Below are 13277 nucleotides of genomic sequence, written 5' to 3'. Positions count from 1 at the left end.
ACGCCTACCTGAAGGACGTGCTGGAACGGTTGCCGACCCAGAAAGCCAGCCAGCTCCACGAGCTCCTTCCGCAGAACTGGCAAAAAACCGCCTGACCATGCGCCGGCGGTGATGCCCGAACGCTTACTGATCGTGTCAGGATGAGGTAGGGTAGCTGAGGTATGGTCATCCACTAATGAAAGCCGGGCCACCTTTTGGGGGCCCGGTCATGAAGATACTGTCAAATATTGGGTCTGGGCTTATTGCCAGGTAGTGCCGTACTCGTCCCAGTACCGACCCAGGTCCCGCTCTTCGGTCAGCTTATAGAGAGAGTGGCGGCGATGAAGCATGGCACCCCCATCACGGGTAAGTGGTCGCCAAGCTATAGTGCCGCTAGCGCGGCTGGAGCGCGTGAAGAAGGCGTCGAAAGGCAGCGATACATAGAGCCCCTTGTCGAAACCACCCTCGCCGAAGTCATCGTCGGCGTCTGTCCAGGTCGCCCAGGCACCCACCCGGGCACCGGAATCGAATTTACGAGACAGATCCAGGGTGGCGCCGTAGTCGCCGGCCAGGTAACGACCCACGCTGACCTGGGCAAGAACATCTTCCAAGCCGGTATTCACGTAGGCTGTGAGATGACCTGTCCAGGTGTCGTAGTCACGTAATTCGAAGCCCTGCTCGAAATCGCGCTGACGCACCCAGTTGATATCCCCCCCCACGGCCCATGGGCTGTCGAACGGGCGGTAAAGTAGCTCGCCCCCGACTCCCGCAAACATCATCTCCAGCAGGCCGCCGTAGCCCATGGCATACCAGTCGTCGCTCGGTTGAGCGGTGCGCGTGTACTGCAGGTTCTCGATCCCCAGGGTCGATTCGCTGAGATAGTCGCCGATAAAGGTTCTTACCCGCGGCAGCTCCGATGGTCCGCGATACTCGTACTTGTCCAGGTTATCGGCCAGGGTGGCGGCCAGGCTGCCTGAGAACCATCCATTTCGGTCGGTATGATACTCGGCGTCGGCTGCTGCCACCAGCCGGTACAGATAGCCGTCCGGCCCACCGAAGTTCTGGTCCAGTCGCGGCTCAATGCGCCAGTCGAAGCGGCGGGGCGAGCCGGAGTAGAGAGGTTGAGCGTTATCGTCGTGGGTATCGTCGAGGCGTGCATGCACGTAGATCCCGTGCTTATGCTGTAGCTCGTGCTCAGCGGAGCCTGCCGCCGCCACGAACGCCTCACGCTCATGGACACTTTCACGCAGTGCCATTCCACGGTTCTCCCAGCGATAACGGAAGCGTTCTACATCCTCATCGGCCTGGGCGTGCAGCACGCGACCGGCGCGTCCTTCACTCTGAGCGAGTGACCGGAATGTGCCGGGTTCCGCCACTACTCGCACACTGTCTCCATCACGCTGAATCGCTGCCACGCGCATGCCGGCATTTTTTTCGAGCTCGCCGGCAACTGCCGACCAGCTCTCGCGTCGCGGAGCGGCGATGTCAGCGGGGGCAGGATCCCGCTTGACCTGGCTCAGGCCCGCCAGGTCGATGTTGTAGGTCACACCCGCCATGGCGGTGTTACCGCGCTGCCAACCCGCTCGCAGCTCCAGATTGTCGGTCACGCCCAGGCGTGCCCCCAGATTGAATCGAGAATCCTGCGCCTGGTCGTTCTCCTGGGGCTCGTTGCGGTAGTCATTGCCCTCATATTCCAGTTGGAGCACCAGCGGGTCCCAGGGAGTCTGGTATTCGACGCCACCAAACAGTGCCATGGGCCCGCGGAATAGTGCGTCGATGGCGAATTCGCCCCCCTGGTCGCCACCTGCCCGACGAGGGCGATCATCGAAGCGTTCCGACACCCAGCCTAATGGCGAGCTAACGTCCTCGGCATTGCCTAGATATCCCCAGCCAAGGCCCAGGCTGAAATCCAGGTCGTACCAGCGCTTGCTGGCCACCAGGTATTCCGCTCCGAACAGGGTCGTTCCCCCCACGTCTCGAAAGCCCAAGGCCAACTGAGGCCAGTAACGCGTCTCCTCCAGCAGCCGAAGCTTCATGTCGAAGCCTTTGTCGAGATTGTTTCGCTCCTCTCTAGCTGCTGCATACTCTCGGTTTTCAATCTCAACGTAGCGAAATCCTCCTTCCAACCAGCTAAGTGGCTGGAAGAAGACGTTATAGCGCCGGTAGGGCGAGGTGCGGCTGGCACTGATCGACATGGTGCCGACTGGCGCCATGCGTGCAGTGGGGGTCTGCATCAGGCCTACGCCACCGAAATCACTCTGCCCGGCACCCAGTTCACCGGCCAGGCCCTGGGCATGTGCCTGGATAGACCAGGCGGACGCCATGGCCACGGCCAGTGTCAGTGGCGCAATTGATGACATGTGGCGTCGTGGCGCGGCGTCGTGCCGGCGTGCCTTACACGAGTCGGGGAAGCGGGAGCGACATTGCATCAGGGAGTCCTTGTCATGGTGCAGTCATCCCCGGGCAGGCGCGTGGCAAGCAGCGCCGGCAAGCGGGTATTGATCAGATCGGCCTCATGGGTCGTGCCCGGGAAGGGCAGGGCGGCGCGCAAGCCCTGTCGAGTCGGCAACTCCAGCATCACACGGCTGCCCGGAACCAGCGGGCTTGTCTCGTGATTCCAGGCCGCCACGCCGCGGCGTGTGATGTCACCGTTGGGGCTGACGATGGCGGCATGATCAGCGTCTTGTGCTGCCTCCTGCGATAGAGCGTCAAGCACATCATCCATCGTCAGGTCGGGCACCCAGTCCAGGCGAGTCACACCGTCAAGGCTCCATACCTCGACCCACCCCGGCGTGTCACAGACCCCAAGATGAACGATACGCGAGAGCGGCGGATTGTGACGCAGGTTGGCCCCCAGCCAGGGCAGGTCCATTCGTCCGGGCGTGCGCGTCTGGTCGTCATCCCAGGAGGCCAGCCGTTCGCGCCAGACGGTCAGTGCTGCTACACGGTCGGACCGCCCGGCCACCCGGGAACTCACCGTCAGGGTCCGAAGCTCTGCGATCAGCTGGCGGCGTCGATTCCTCAAGTCGGCAGCGGTGTCATGTCGCAACGCGAAGGCGTACTGCCATGCCACCGGGGCCGGATTCGCCTGCTGCCACTGCAACCAGGCATCGGCCAGGGTTGACGAAGAGGCAGTCTGGGCATTTGCTTGGGATATCGACAGTCCCAGCACCAGGCCCACAGTCAAGTGCTTCAGGCCGGCCATTCCCATGGTCCCCCTCTCCTGAATAGCATTATCTTCCCTTTATCGTTATGCCGCTTCATGGTCAGTCTTGATGGCAATCAGCCTGCCGCCCTTATCACTACCAGCCGCGAGCCACTTCCCAGCGAATTCTCGGCCCGCCGGGCCATGGAGTGGTGTCCGCGGCCCAGAGTCTCAGGGTTTCGGCGTCGCGCCACAGGGTCGAACGCGTGCGCTGGCCATCTTCCCAGACCAGCTGCATGTCGCAGCGTTGTAGCTGCCGTTCGCCAAGGGGTAACTGGCGGGGTTGGCTTTCGCCACAGGTCAGTGAGCCCCGAGCCGCCAGTCGGTTAGGCAATCCATCGCTTCCTTGCCAATGGCGCTCCATCCGGAAGTTGCCAGGGGTGTCCTGTTGCCAGGGCACGAAATCGGACGCTCCCCCGGCCGCGCCATCGAGGGAGCGGTACCGAGTTTCGAGGAGATCCTGCTGCAACCCGGCGGTCGCCTGCAGGCCATCGTGATAGAGCACCAGCATGCCATTATTGCCGGTTGGCCAGTAAGTGGCCGGGCCCGCCACGGCCCCCAACGCGACCAAGCCCTTTCTATCGCCCGTGTCCAGGGACAGCGAGGCATACTCCAGCGATGCAGCACGCTCGGCAACGCTACTGTCACTGGTCGCCCAGCCGGTTAGAGCGTCGCCGAGCGGCGTGACGCCGCCACTGGCACAACCCGAAAGAAACAGAACCATCACTGCCAGGTTCAATCCTTTGCCAACATGGTTAGCTACTCCCCGGCATGATGAGCGTGGCAGCAAGGGGCGTGAAAGGCGTGGCGTCGGCATTAATTACCCCGAAATCAGTTGGTTCCAGTGGTGCCAGTCGTACCGGTGGTGCCTGTACCGCCAGCGCCACCTCCCGACACCATTGAGACCGCAATGCCGATACCGATGAAAGCACCACCAGCAACCAGCTGGGCCTGAGATAGTCCCGTTGCCTGGGCGAGGCCTGCGAAACCCCCAGGTCCGCCTGAATCTGCTGCAGCAGCGCCACCGCCAGCAGCTCCTGAACTCGCTGCGGCTCCAGTACCGTCCGCACCTTGTGCCATGGCCATGGGGCTGGTCAGCATGCCGGCAATGGCCAGCAGGGCAACGTGCTTCTTGATCATCATGGGATCCCTCCTCATTTGGGGGTGGTGGTCACGTACGGCTCATGACCTGACGAGTAAGCGTAACGCTTTGTGTCTCTTCCGCATAGAGCCTGAACAACCCGCAGGGCGCACCCGCTGAGCGCGACATATCTTCTCGAGACCCTAATGCCGCCAGGACGACATTCGTGTAAGAGATTGATGAGAGGTTCAAAAAAGTCTCCCTCCAGCCACTATTCCGCCTTATCTGGTGCTTATCCGATAGAGCGCCAATGCCCTAGGAAGCAGAAGCCTCTCATGACAATCAATGGATAACGTCACTCTAGCATGCTTGTGGTCATCATGAGTGGCCAACACGAAGTTGACATAAAAAAGTATTATATATTTCAGCAATGTTTCAAGTTATAGCCAGACGCGAAGAGCGAGGCCCTGTGCCATAATTACCTTGAGTTACACTTCGTAACCCTGTATTTCTTTACATTTTCCAGCCAGAGGCCATCGCGCATGCGCCCATCACGCCACCTCTCTCCCTTGGCGACCCTGTTGGGCGCCGTCCTGCTCACCGGCTGCTCCATGGCTCCTGGCGGCCATATTGACTACAGCGCCGAGACCGAAGCTGTTCCACTCGACGGCCTGGTCGATATTCAGCCGATCACCCCTGCATTGGTCGCTACCTACCGTGAGACCGTCAGTCAGGCTCGTCCCATGAGCCCAGAGTTGCGTGAGAGGCTGGAGAACTACGAATACCTGGTAGGGCCGGGAGATGTGCTGAGCATCATCGTCTACGACCACCCGGAACTGACCATCCCGGCAGGCGGCGAGCGGAGTGCGGCAGAAGCCGGCCATGAGGTGCGCCGCGACGGAACTATCTTCTATCCCTACATCGGTCGCGTCCAGGTCGCCGGTCGCAGTCTCGGGCAGATCCGCGACGACTTGGCTCGCCGGTTGTCTGCCTATATCACCGAGCCCCAAATCGACGTGCGCATGGCTGCTTTCAACTCCAAGAAGGTCTATATCAGCGGTGCAGTGGAGAACCCCGGAACGTTGCCGATTACCAGTGTACCGATGACCCTGGTCGACGCCCTCAGTCAGGTCGGCGGCGCCCAGGAAAATGCCAACTGGCACGAGGTGATCCTTACCCGCAATGGCCAGGAAGAACGGCTATCCCTCTATGCGCTGCTGCGCCAGGGGGATCATCGCCAGAATCGGTTGCTTCGTGACGGTGACGTGGTGCACGTACCCAGTGCCGAGAACCAGAGTGTGGCGGTGATGGGGCAGGTGGGCCGTCCCGGCAACATGATGTTGGGTAACGAGCGGTTATCGCTGACCGACGCCATCGCGCGGGCAGGCGGGGTGAACGAAGCAACCGCCGAGCCGTCGGGCATCTTCGTGATCCGCGGGCACGACGCAGGCAGCGAAAAACTAGCCACCGTTTATCAGCTCGATATCAGCAACGCGACCGCCTTCACCATGGGCAGCGATTTCCAGCTGCAGCCACAGGACGTTGTCTACGTGACCACCGCGCCGTTGGCGCGGTGGAATCGTGTGATCAGTCTGTTGCTGCCTTCGCTGGTGCTTCCCGGCAATGTGGCGGAAAGCGCCACCGACGTCAGCAATCTGTGATCCAGTGGAAGAAGATGAGACATGAATACGAAAACAATCACTCAATCTACTCGTGACGAACTCGATATCGGTCGTCTTATCGGTCTTTTGCTCGATCATAAGTGGCTGATTATTTGCAGCACCCTGCTGTTCACTGCGGCGGGGGGCATCTACGCTACCCTTGCTACGCCGATCTATCAGGGTGATGCCCTGGTGCAAGTCGAACGCCGCTCCTCGGTCAGCCCATTGGGAGATCTGGCCAATGTCATGGGCACGGGGGAAACCACTGGCAGCCCAACCGCTGCCGAGGTCCAGATCCTGCAATCTCGCATGGTGCTGGGTCAGGTCGTTGACCGAGTCGAGCTGGATACCGTGGTACAGCCTAAACGTCCTCCACTGGTCGGCAGTTTCATAGCGCGTCATCAGATTCAACGTCCCGAGTTCCTCACCGGCCGTCTGGACCTTGCCGAATGGCTGCCCCGAAGCATCGAACTGCCTGAGTTCGTCCAGCAAAGCACAGCATTGCCGGAAGCGCTTAAAGGCAGCATTGCCGTCCCCGACATCTTGAAGGCGGAACTCTCGTTTCCAGGTTTTCTGCAGGGGCGGTCATTGGTGTGGGGGGGAGAATTCTTGCGCCTGGGCGTTTTCGAGGTAGACGATTCCCTCCGCGGCCAGCCCCTGATGGTCACTGCAGGGCAGGGCGGTACCTATACGCTCACCCACATCCCCCAGGATGAGCCCCCCCGCGAGCTTGGCCAAGGTCGAGTGGGGGAACTTGCCCGTTTCGCCAACGGTGACATCGAACTGCGCCTGGCCGAGCTGCAAGCCGCTGAAGGCGCTGAATTCATCCTGACGAAGCATACCCGGCCTGCCGCCATCAAACGCCTGGCCGGTCGCCTGAGCGTGGCCGAGGTGGGAGGGGGGCGCAACGCCGGTACCGGCATGCTGCGCCTCACTCTCACCGGCCCCGACCGAGAGGAGATCCGTCGCTCGCTGGACGCCGTCGCCGAGACCTTCCTGACCCAGAACGTCCAGCGCCAGTCCGCCGAGGCCGAGCAGAGCCTGGCCTTCCTCGAGGAGCAAGCCCCCCAGTTGCGTGACCAGCTGGCTGCCGCCGAAGACAACCTCAACGAATACCGCGTCGAACAGGACAGCGTCGACCTCAGCGCCGAGGCCCAGGCCACCATCCAGCAGTTCATCGAGCTCGAGAGCCAGATCAACGAGCTGGAATTCCAGGAAGCCGAGCTCGCCCAGCGCTATACCCCGAGCCACCCGACCTACCAGTCGCTGCTGCGCCAGAAGCGGCAACTCGAGGAGCGCCGCGCCGAGCTGAACGAACGCGTCGATGCGCTGCCTGCCGCCCAGCAGGAAGTGATACGTCGCACTCGCGATGTCGAGGTCACCCAGGCCATCTACGTCAACGTGCTCAACAAGATGCAGGAGATGGAGGTAGCCCGTGCCGGCACCGTCGGCAACGTGCGCATCATCGACGAGGCCCTGGTCGCTGGCATGCCTATCACCCCCAGAAAGCCGCTGGCCGTGGTGGTTGCCACCCTGCTCGGTGGCATGCTGGCGGTGGGCATCGTGCTGGTACGTAGCCTGTTCAACCGCGGTGTCGAGGCCCCTGAACAGCTCGAGGACGCCGGCCTGCCGGTCTACGCCACGGTACCGCTCTCCGACGAACAGAAGAAACTCGTCAAGCGCATCAAGCACCGCCGCGACCGCCACGCCAGCGAGGTTGTCAGTGGCGTGCTCGCCGATCGCGCCCCCGCCGACACCTCGGTGGAGGCACTGCGTGGGCTGCGCACCAGCCTGCACTTCGCCATGCTCGAGGCCAGTGACAACCGGCTGATGATCACCGGCCCCAGCCCCGGCATTGGCAAGAGCTTCATCGCCATCAACCTGGCGGGAGTGTGTGCCCTGGCCGGGCAGAAGGTGTTGGTGGTCGACGCCGACATGCGTAAGGGACATCTCCACCACGCCTTCAAGGTGAGCAGCAACGACGGGCTTTCAGAACTGCTCGGCGGCCAGCTACCGCTGGATGAGGTGATCCGTGCCAGCGGCATTGACGGGCTGGACTACGTGACCCGCGGCACCGCACCGCCCAACCCTTCGGAGCTGCTGATGACCGCCGGCTTCAGCCGCTTCCTCGAGGAAGCGGGGCAGCGCTACGACCTGGTGATCATCGACACCCCGCCGGTGCTCGCCGTCACCGACGCCGCCGTGGTCGGCGCCCAGTGCGGCACCACGCTCTTGGTGGCACGCTTCCAGGTCAACCCGCTGCGCGAGATGCAGATCGCCACGCGTCGATTGGAGAGTGCTGGGGTGACGGTGAAAGGCGCGATCCTCAACGCCATGGAGCGCAAGGCGGCAGCTAGTTATGGCTATGGATACTACCAGTATTCCTATAGTTAATTGGTCTTGCTGCGAATGATCAGAAACGAGATAAAAAAGTAAAGTTCAGCGGTAAAGCGTCCGGTTCTTGCCGTTTCTTCTAATCATCAAGGTGAAGTCCATGGCCAAGAAGCCGAACAACGAGACAGACCTGTCGCGCATTCTCGCGGTCTGCAAGGGATCCTTCCTGATGGTCGGGTTTTTTAGCCTGTTCATCAATCTTCTCATGTTGGTGCCGCCCCTTTATATGCTGCAGGTATATGACAGGGTCGTCACCACGGGAAGCAAGGAAACGCTGCTGATGCTGACCATGGTCGTGGTGTTCCTGTTCCTGGTGATGGGGGGGCTGGAACTGGTGCGATCGCGGATCCTGGTCAGGGTCGGCAATCGGCTGGATGTCTTGATCAACCAGCGCCTCTACGGCGCCATGTTCAAGAAGACGCTGACCATGGCCGGTCCGCCCTCGGCACAACCTCTCAGCGATCTAACCAACATTCGCCAATTCTTGACCGGCAACGGCCTGTTCGCCTTCTTCGATGCGCCCTGGGTTCCGATCTACCTGGGGGTGCTATTCCTCTTCCATCCATGGTTGGGGTTCTTCGCGACCGGGGCCGGCATCGTTCTGCTGGGACTGGCCGTCGCCAACGAGATGCTGACCCGCCAGCTGCTCGCCGTGGCCAACAGCGAGCACATCAAGTCACAGGACCTGGCCAACAGCAATCTGCGCAACGCCGAGGTGCTGCACGCCATGGGCATGCTCCCCAACATCATGGGGCGCTGGGCGGCCAAGCATCACGAATACCTGGTGCACCAGTCGCAGGCCAGTGACCGTGCCGGGGTGCTGACGAACCTCTCCAAGATGCTGAGGCTGATGTTCCAGTCGCTGATCCTGGGGCTGGGCGCCTACCTCGTGCTGCTTGGTGATCTGACGCCGGGCATGATGATCGCCGGTTCGATCTTGATGGGGCGCGCCCTGGCGCCGATCGATCAGATGATCGGCGGCTGGAAGGGCTTCGTCAGCGCGCGGGGCGCCTATCATCGGCTCGATGAGCTGCTCAACAAGGTGCCGGCCGACGAAGAGAGCATGGAACTGCCGGCACCGCAAGGCGGCATCTCGGTCGAGAACGTCTCGGCCATGCCTCCCGGGGAGCGTATCCAGACCCTGCTCGGCATCCACTTCGCGGTCGCCAAGGGAGAGCACATCGGCATCGTCGGCCCCAGTGCCTCGGGGAAATCGACCCTCGCCCGGGTACTGCTGGGTGTCTGGCCGACCTTCACCGGCAAGGTGCGCCTCGATGGCGCAGATGTGAGTCGCTGGAACCGCAACGAGCTGGGGCCCCATATCGGCTATCTGCCGCAGGACATCGAGCTCTTCGACGGGAGTATCAGCGAGAACATCGCCCGCTTCGGTGAACTCGATCCCCACGCTGTGGTAGAGGCCGCCAGGAAAGCCGGCGTCCACGAAATGATCCTGCGCATGCCCGAAGGCTACGACACCCATATCACCGGCAACGGGTCGCTCTCGGGGGGCCAGCGTCAGCGTATCGGCCTCGCGCGGGCCCTATACGGGCAGCCGGTGCTGGTGGTCCTCGACGAGCCCAATGCCAACCTCGATGCGGCGGGCGAACAGGCCTTGGCAAAGAGTCTGCAGCGGCTCAAGAAAGAGGGAACGACCCTGTTCGTCATCAGCCATCGGCCGGCGATCCTGCAAGGCGTCGACAAGATCCTGATGCTCAAGGAGGGGCAGATGAGCAAGTTCGGCCCCATCGAGGAAGTATTGCCCCAGCTGGTCAAGCCGGCACCCGGCCAGACTGCCCGGGGCGGCACGATCAGAAGTGCCGGGGGCGGCTTGGCGCACGTCAAGCCTGCTGCCACGAACAGCCCCGCCCCACAGGACGGCGGCGAGAAGTAGAGGCGGAGAGAGCTGATGCCTGACAAGACAAGTGCAATCGAGAGTCAAGGCCCCGAGGCGGCAACACCCGAAAGGCTGCCGGTCGCCGACAAGGGCAGTCGTCGCCTGGGCATGGCGATCCTGCTGGTCGCCTTCGGTGGGTTCGGCGGCTGGGCGCTATCAGCCAACCTGGCCGTGGCCGTGGTGGCGCCCGGTTCGGTATCGGTGGAGTCCTTCAAGAAGACCCTGCAGCACCTCGAAGGCGGCATCGTCCAGCAGATCCTGGTGGAGGATGGCCAACGGGTCTCCGCCGGCGAGACGCTGCTGGTCATCGATGACACGAAGGTGCGTGCCGAACTGCAGATGGCCCGTTCCGAGCATGCGATCGCCCGTGCCAGCGAGATTCGCCTGCTGGCAGAGCAGTCCGGACAAGAGTCGCTGGCATTTCCCGATGACCTCACCGACACCGGTTCGTCGCGTGTGGAAGAAGTGATTCGCGTCCAGCGCCGGCTGTTTGAGTCACGCAAAGAATCGCTGCAGAGCGCACTCTCCTCGCACGACGAGCAGGTCGTGCAGATGCAAGAGCAGATCGAAGGGCTCGAGGAGCGCACGCAGATCGCTCGCCGCCATATTCGCTCCCTGGGTGGCGAAGCCGCGGATTATCGCTCGCTGTTCAAGGAGGGGCTGGGCAACAACCAGCGCATGCGAGAGCTGGAGCGTCAGATCCTGCAGTTCGAAAGCGAGATCGCCCAGAACCGTTCCGAAGCCGCCAGCCTGAGATCCAGGATCAGCGAAAACCGGCTCGAGAAGGAAATTCGGATCCAGGAATTTCAGCAGGAGGTGGGCGAGCGGCTGCGCGAGGTACAGGCGCAAGTCGTGGATGCCGAAGAGCGCATCATCGCCCTTCAGGACCAGTCCCGGCGAACCCATGTTACCGCACCGGTAGACGGCACCGTGGTGGGGCTGCAGGTGCATACCATCGGTGCGGTCGCAAAACCCGGAGACCCACTGCTGGATCTGGTGCCAGCCGGAGACGGTTTCGTGGTCGAAGCCCGCGTGCCGGATCGCGATATCGACAATATCTTCGTCGGCCAGCCAGCCGAGATTCGCTTCAGCGCCTTCAATCAGCGCTTATCCAACGTCATCGATGGCGAGGTCGTGCATGTATCGGCGGATAGCTTCGAGGACGAAGCCACCCGAACCCATTACTACAAGGCCAGAGTGCGTGTCACCGACCGGGGGCAGGAAGACATGAACGAGAACATGCAACTGCTGGCCGGCATGCCCGCCGAGGTGATGATTCGTACCGGCCAGCGCACCTTCGCCAGCTACATAGCCAAGCCGATCAATGACATCTTGGCGCGCGCCATCAGGGAGGATTGATGATCAGGGCATCTTTCACAATGAGACGCGTTTCGAAGAAGAAGACATTGTTGGTGCTGACGCTGTGGATGATGTACAGCGGGGCGGCCGTTCAGGCCATGGCAAGCGATATCGGGGAGTCCACATGGAGGCGCTCCGCGCTATCCGAGGAGGTGCCGCCGGGTCGCCCCGGCGACCTGCCGTCACTGCCGCATCTCCTCTCGCTGGCGCTGAAGAACGATAGTCAGCTGGCCCGTCAGCGCTACCGGATGCAGGCAACCCGCCAGGAGATTCCCAAGGCCACCGCCGGATTGAAACCCCAGGTAAGTGCCAATATCGGGTACTCCTATCAGCAGGCCGACAATATCTATACCGACAATCCCGAGCGTTACCCCGATGAGGTCTACGACGATCGCGTCTCCGGGGTCACCGATGACACCTACTGGCAGGTGGAGCTGTCTCAGCCGCTGTTCAACCTGGAACGCTGGAAAGGGATAGACCGCGCGCGAGAAGAAGTCGATGCCGCCCTGTTGGAGGTCGCGGTAACGGAGCGGGACCTGGCGCTGGAGGTGGTCTCCGCCTACCTCGATGCCTATCTGGCGTCGAGCAAGAAGGGGCTGCTGGAAGCCAAGGAGGAATCCCTGGCCTTGCAGCGGCGCCAGTCCCAGCGTGCCTACGAGCTCGGGCTGGGCGACCGGATCAACGTCATGGAAGCCCAGGCCCGCCTCGATCAGACGGTAGCGGATCAGGTCGAGGCCGAGAACGAGCTGGATAACGCCCTGAGTGACCTTCAGCGCTTGACGGGCCGGCTGGCGGACTTTTCCGGCATGGCGCTGGGCGATCTGGAGTCGGTCGAGCTGGACCGACAGCACCACGCCCAGCGCCAGAGGTGGCTGGAAAGAGCCGACGACAACGTCCAGGTGCTGCTTGCCCGGCAGCAGTACGAGGTGGCTCGCCGCGACACCGAGGTGCGCCGGGCCAGTCGCTATCCCCAGCTCAATCTCAACCTCAGCTACGGCGACCGACGCAGCTCGGACGAGTTGCGCCGCAGCCGGGACCTGACCGCGAGTGTCGAACTCAGTGCCGATCTGTATCGCGGAGGCTACACCACGGCGAATATCCGCCAGGGAGAGCTGACCAACCTCGCGGGGCGCGAAGCCGTGTTCAACGAGTCGCGCCTCGCCACGGTCGAGATCCAGAGGCGCCTGAGAAACCTGGAAGGGGGGTTCCGTCGCCTCGATGCCTTGTCGCGTTCCATCGAGTCCAGTGGCCTCTTCCTGCAAGCGGCCATCCTCGGCGAGGACCTGGGGCTGCGCGACCTGGTCGATGTCATCGATGCGCGTGCCGAGCTGTATGACCTGCGGATCAGGTTCGTCGAGGTCATTTGCCAGCATATCGCCGACAGGCTCAACCTCGAGGCGGCGGTGGGCGATCTGGATACCGCCGACCTGTTCGACGCCATGTCCTTGTTACAACGCATCACGACCAGCAAGGCGGATGACGTCCGAAGGACGGCGGGGACTCCATCGCTTTCCGATATCAAGGACGTATATGCCTCACCCTGAAGCCGTCGTGAGTAATGAAGAATCTAGTTCTTTAACTATCAGTAAAGACGGCTTTTTTGTGGATATTAACGTCAAGCCTCTAAGAGCCACACAGTAGTCTTCTTGCCATTTAAGCATTGGACTATATTTCATTATGGTAACCAAGTATTTCTGTTGGTAA

General features: G+C 61.9%; 10 protein-coding genes. 6 read left to right on the top strand and 4 right to left on the bottom strand.

What is annotated here, in order from left to right; all coding sequences use genetic code 11:
- Positions 1 to 95, top strand: a 95-nt coding sequence (locus tag M8009_RS04040) for a transposase domain-containing protein (RefSeq protein WP_250059491.1), incomplete at its 5' end; no start/stop codon positions are given.
- 144 nt (positions 96 to 239) lie between these two features.
- Here M8009_RS04040 and M8009_RS04035 read toward each other — a convergent pair.
- The 4 genes from M8009_RS04035 to M8009_RS04020 form a co-directional block, all read right to left on the bottom strand.
- Positions 240 to 2339, bottom strand: coding sequence for a YjbH domain-containing protein (locus M8009_RS04035; RefSeq protein WP_250059464.1), 2100 nt, complete (start codon positions 2337 to 2339; stop codon positions 240 to 242).
- A 68-nt stretch (positions 2340 to 2407) separates the two neighbouring features.
- Positions 2408 to 3184: a capsule biosynthesis GfcC family protein gene (locus M8009_RS04030; RefSeq protein ID WP_250059463.1), complete on the bottom strand. Its 777-nt coding sequence runs from the start codon at positions 3182 to 3184 to the stop codon at positions 2408 to 2410.
- Positions 3185 to 3281: 97 nt separating this feature from the next.
- On the bottom strand, positions 3282 to 3908 hold the full coding sequence (locus M8009_RS04025) for a YjbF family lipoprotein (protein WP_250059462.1): 627 nt from the start codon (positions 3906 to 3908) through the stop codon (positions 3282 to 3284).
- A gap of 107 nt (positions 3909 to 4015) precedes the next feature.
- A complete protein-coding gene (locus tag M8009_RS04020) occupies positions 4016 to 4327 on the bottom strand; it encodes a hypothetical protein (protein ID WP_250059461.1) in 312 nt (103 codons plus the stop codon).
- A 480-nt stretch (positions 4328 to 4807) separates the two neighbouring features.
- Between M8009_RS04020 and M8009_RS04015 the strand changes: the two genes are divergently transcribed.
- The 5 genes from M8009_RS04015 to M8009_RS03990 all read left to right on the top strand — a co-directional run bounded on the left by M8009_RS04015 (position 4808) and on the right by M8009_RS03990 (position 13117).
- Positions 4808 to 5926, top strand: coding sequence for a polysaccharide export protein (locus M8009_RS04015; RefSeq protein ID WP_488592964.1), 1119 nt, complete (start codon positions 4808 to 4810; stop codon positions 5924 to 5926).
- 21 nt (positions 5927 to 5947) lie between these two features.
- A complete protein-coding gene (locus M8009_RS04005; RefSeq protein WP_430886884.1) occupies positions 5948 to 8320 on the top strand; it encodes a polysaccharide biosynthesis tyrosine autokinase in 2373 nt (790 codons plus the stop codon).
- A gap of 100 nt (positions 8321 to 8420) precedes the next feature.
- Complete coding sequence (locus M8009_RS04000; protein ID WP_250059459.1) at positions 8421 to 10211, top strand: type I secretion system permease/ATPase; 1791 nt, start codon at positions 8421 to 8423, stop codon at positions 10209 to 10211.
- A 15-nt stretch (positions 10212 to 10226) separates the two neighbouring features.
- Entirely contained in the window at positions 10227 to 11573 is a 1347-nt protein-coding gene (locus M8009_RS03995; RefSeq protein ID WP_250059458.1) for an HlyD family type I secretion periplasmic adaptor subunit, read from the top strand.
- A gap of 20 nt (positions 11574 to 11593) precedes the next feature.
- A complete protein-coding gene (locus tag M8009_RS03990) occupies positions 11594 to 13117 on the top strand; it encodes a TolC family protein (RefSeq protein ID WP_250059457.1) in 1524 nt (507 codons plus the stop codon).
- Positions 13118 to 13277: the final 160 nt, after the last annotated feature.

Origin of the sequence: Halomonas gemina (assembly GCF_023554995.1) — a bacterium.
GTDB lineage: Bacteria > Pseudomonadota > Gammaproteobacteria > Pseudomonadales > Halomonadaceae > Halomonas > Halomonas gemina.
The sequence above is the reverse complement of the archived record's forward strand: the minus strand, read 5'-3'. Positions and strand labels throughout refer to the sequence as shown.

Bases quoted from the DNA above. Each gene is read 5' to 3' on its own strand.
- M8009_RS04000 (WP_250059459.1), top strand. From the start codon at position 8,421: ATGGCCAAGAAGCCGAACAACGAGACAGACCTGTCGCGCATTCTCGCG.
- M8009_RS04020 (WP_250059461.1), bottom strand. From the start codon at position 4,327: ATGATGATCAAGAAGCACGTTGCCCTGCTGGCCATTGCCGGCATGCTG.
- M8009_RS04025 (WP_250059462.1), bottom strand. From the start codon at position 3,908: ATGGTTCTGTTTCTTTCGGGTTGTGCCAGTGGCGGCGTCACGCCGCTC.
- M8009_RS03995 (WP_250059458.1), top strand. From the start codon at position 10,227: ATGCCTGACAAGACAAGTGCAATCGAGAGTCAAGGCCCCGAGGCGGCA.
- M8009_RS04030 (WP_250059463.1), bottom strand. From the start codon at position 3,184: ATGGCCGGCCTGAAGCACTTGACTGTGGGCCTGGTGCTGGGACTGTCG.
- M8009_RS04015 (WP_488592964.1), top strand. From the start codon at position 4,808: ATGCGCCCATCACGCCACCTCTCTCCCTTGGCGACCCTGTTGGGCGCC.
- M8009_RS03990 (WP_250059457.1), top strand. From the start codon at position 11,594: ATGAGACGCGTTTCGAAGAAGAAGACATTGTTGGTGCTGACGCTGTGG.
- M8009_RS04005 (WP_430886884.1), top strand. From the start codon at position 5,948: ATGAATACGAAAACAATCACTCAATCTACTCGTGACGAACTCGATATC.
- M8009_RS04035 (WP_250059464.1), bottom strand. From the start codon at position 2,339: ATGTCATCAATTGCGCCACTGACACTGGCCGTGGCCATGGCGTCCGCC.